Annotated in this window: 2 protein-coding genes; both read right to left on the bottom strand. The window is 58.8% G+C overall.

Features of this window, described 5'->3' with window-relative positions:
- Positions 1-696 (bottom strand): Crp/Fnr family transcriptional regulator (locus tag QOC89_RS08020; protein WP_323044535.1); only part of this gene is annotated, 696 nt, incomplete at its 3' end.
- Between the two features lie 924 nt (positions 697-1,620).
- Positions 1,621-3,015, bottom strand: a complete 1,395-nt coding sequence (locus QOC89_RS08015) for a polysaccharide biosynthesis/export family protein (protein ID WP_323044534.1) — start codon at positions 3,013-3,015, stop codon at positions 1,621-1,623.
- Positions 3,016-3,228 lie beyond the last annotated feature (213 nt).

Raw genomic sequence — 3,228 nt, 5'->3', positions numbered from 1 at the left:
AAGAGGCGATTTCTTTTTCAGCGCATCGACATCCATGACGCGAATAGCATGCCGGCTCTCTCGTTCGATCACACCGCTATCGCATAACTTCATCATCGTTCTGCTCAACGTGTCACAGTTGATGACGAGATAATTCGCAATGTCGGTGCGTGACATTGGCAGCGGAACGGAAATTTCTCGCGCGCCGTCGCGGGCATTCCTCAGCGCCAGCCCCAGAATGAAGGAGGCCACGCGCGGCTCTGTCTCAAGACGACCAATCATCAGTTGATGAATATTCACGCGAGCCAGTTGATTCAGACATTGCGCGACCAGGAACGTCCAATAATCATGAGCCGGCACTGCCCGGTCCACCGCCGGATGATCCAGCGAAACCAGCGATGCGCTGGTAATTGCTCGTAACGATATCCCTGGCGTGGGGAGAATGGTCGAGGCCGATACGACGTCTCCCGCCACCAGAAAATCCAGTACTTGCAGTTTCCCTTTTGCCGGCATCGCATCAATTGCGAGCATGCCTTCTCGCAAGACGATAACTTTTTCGGGGGGCGGAAGTGGAACGCGCTGTTGCGGACGCAGGTGTAAACAATCACCCTGCGCGAAGGCGGCTTCAACAAATCGAACCCCCTCCGTATTATCTCGCGCCGAACTTGCAACCGATTGAGGTAGGAGCGCTGGTCGCGCACCATCGACCAGCGCCATCTGCCGGGGAATCATTTGAAAAGCCCTCTCCGGGGGCGCTCACCATCGAGACGAGGTGAGGCCTCACCGTTGCCCTGAAATTTTGAAAAGCCAGCCCTGGAACACTTAAACACTTAGGTTAGGGAACACTCGGTCTTGGAACGCTCTGATTTTGGAACACTTAGGAATGGAAAGTTACATTGATCAAAAGTTACCACTCTTGAACGTTGGGCGCTCGGAAACAAAAGGATTACACTGCGATAGAGATTTAGCGGGACCAACCTGCTCTCTAATGGTCATCACGGCCACGACGGAGTACGCCAAAAGAGCCACGGCATAATACCTTTGGGACTATTGCCTTGTCCGAAAGATAGATCCTGGAGACGGCTTTATTTGCCTCGACATCCCCACGCGGACACGACGGCTGCCGCTGCGCGGGGCAGTTCGGGTTCCCAGGCTTGCGCTTATTTCCATCTATCGGCGTGATCCGTCTCGAGCTCGTTGTCCGTCCTGCGTACGACGAACTCTTCCGGTGACCACGACGCTTACACCCCGGCCCAAGCAGTTCAGCCTCATCCGCAAATTCCAGTGTTCGATCTTTGCAACCGTTGCTCAATCCGGCCAGAACGCGCGTGTTGGCGACGACATCAGTTTGTGCGTTCCTTGAAGCTGCACAACCGGCGCCGGCCTGATCAGCGCATTCGCCGGGCCGGCTCGAATGGCGGACTGATCGACCGGGCGCAACTGCATCCCGGCTTCGCCTGGCGCATGGTGATTTTTTGAAGATGAGAGGATCGCGGACGGCGTTTGCGGGGACGTTCGAGTCTCTACGCGGGAGTTCGCAAGGCCGTTCGATATCGCTATGCGCGCCGACGACGCGTTCTACTTCGACTAGCTCCCACCATTCGATGTCCTCGGACGCTCGCTAACGTCAGCCGGGAGACGTCAGTTTTCGTTTGCTGCGCGAACATACGGTATCGATGGGTCCGGCTGCGGCAGGGGAGCCATTGAACTGGGACGAATTGCGGCCGCGGCACCGCTGGGATTGATCTTCAGGACGTCCCCCGGCATCAACGGAGAGGTCTCCGTCGCCTGCAGTGTTCTGGCGCCGTCTTTCGACTGACGTACAATCTCGTAGGCGACCGTTTGCGAGGCAGAGCCACTGGATCTGCTGAGTACCGTCGCCAGCGTCCTCGCGGATACCATCGCTTCCTGCGCGACGGCAACCTCCTTGTCGACCGTGGCCATGGCGTTGGCCAGATTCTCCGTGGTTTCCGACGATAGCCGTGCGTTGGCCTGTTCCGCTTCCGCCAGACGCGCTTCCGCCTGCACGATTGCGACGACATAGTCCTGACGACGCGACTCGATGTCAGACAACTCGGTGCGCAGGATGACGACATTATTGCTCGTCACCCAGCCGCGGTCCTTGAGTTTTTGCAGATCGTCGAGACGCTCGGTCCTCATGTTCTTTTGAATTTCGATCTGGTCAAGCTTGCGCTTCAGGGCTTCCACCTCGTTCCGCCCGGACGCGACCTTCAACGCGATCTCCTTGGCTTGTTGCAGACGCCTCGCCTGTTCGGCACGCAGGATCGTGCTCTCCGCGGCAAGGAAGGTGCGTGCGGTTCTCTCGCCTGCCAGGTTGGCAAGTTGAACAGGTACCGGCAATATGGATTCTCCATCGCGCTCCGCTTCCAGCCGCGAACGGCGGGCGAGCAGCTGTTTGACCTGGAGGGTCAGGCTTCGTAACCGCTCGGACTCCCGAACGCCCTCGATCATGCCCGATAGATTTCCGTCACCGCGATCGAGACCGCCGGCGAGCGCCACCGCATGCAGCACGATCATTCCGGGCACGTGCTTGTAGGCGCCGGGGGTTTTCACCGCTCCCACCACATAAATCGGAGAACGGTCAAGGATCTTCACATCGATATTTGCGCTGCGCCCCATCACGGACGTGAACGAGACCGCCAGGTCGCCCCGCACGTCGTCAAGAGCCCGTCCGTCGGCCAGGAACCGCCCGAGAAGCGGGATCGAAATCGCGCCGTCCTGCTCGATTGCGTAGTCCCCACTGAGATCCATCCGTTGATAGAAGGTTCGCAGCGGCCCTTGTGGCTCGGCACCGTCCCGGCTGCCCTGCTTCGCGGCCTGAACATCGATCGTTTCGTAAAACGAGATCTTGAGTTTATCGCCGATCCCGAGCGGCAGGCTGGCTGGCGAGGTCGGTGCCACCGCGGCGGTATCGACCGCGCGTCGCGGCCGAATATCCTGACCGTAGGCCATGTAACCACCAAGCATGGCGGTGGCGACGAGCGCCATGGCGAAATTCCTGAGAATGGTGCGCATCGGGCCGCTCCATTGCTGCGATGACTTCGAGATCCTGCGTGTCCTATCGGCCAACGACGTATCTCCTCAATGCGTTTACGCGTGCCTGGCGAAATGAGGCCTGGCCCAGCGCAAGACTTGATTATTTGGGTTGCCAACGCCAGCGTAAAACCCTGACTTGCATCAGCAATGGCGGCAACCTGCCCACAAAAATGGCGCGGCAAGCCGCGCACC

This window comes from Paraburkholderia sp. (assembly GCF_034668105.1).
Lineage (GTDB): Bacteria > Pseudomonadota > Gammaproteobacteria > Burkholderiales > Burkholderiaceae > Paraburkholderia.
Note: the sequence above shows the minus strand (reverse complement) of the source record. Positions and strands in the feature narration are given on the sequence as shown.

Bases quoted from the DNA above. Each gene is read 5' to 3' on its own strand.
- QOC89_RS08015 (WP_323044534.1), bottom strand. From the start codon at position 3,015: ATGCGCACCATTCTCAGGAATTTCGCCATGGCGCTCGTCGCCACCGCC.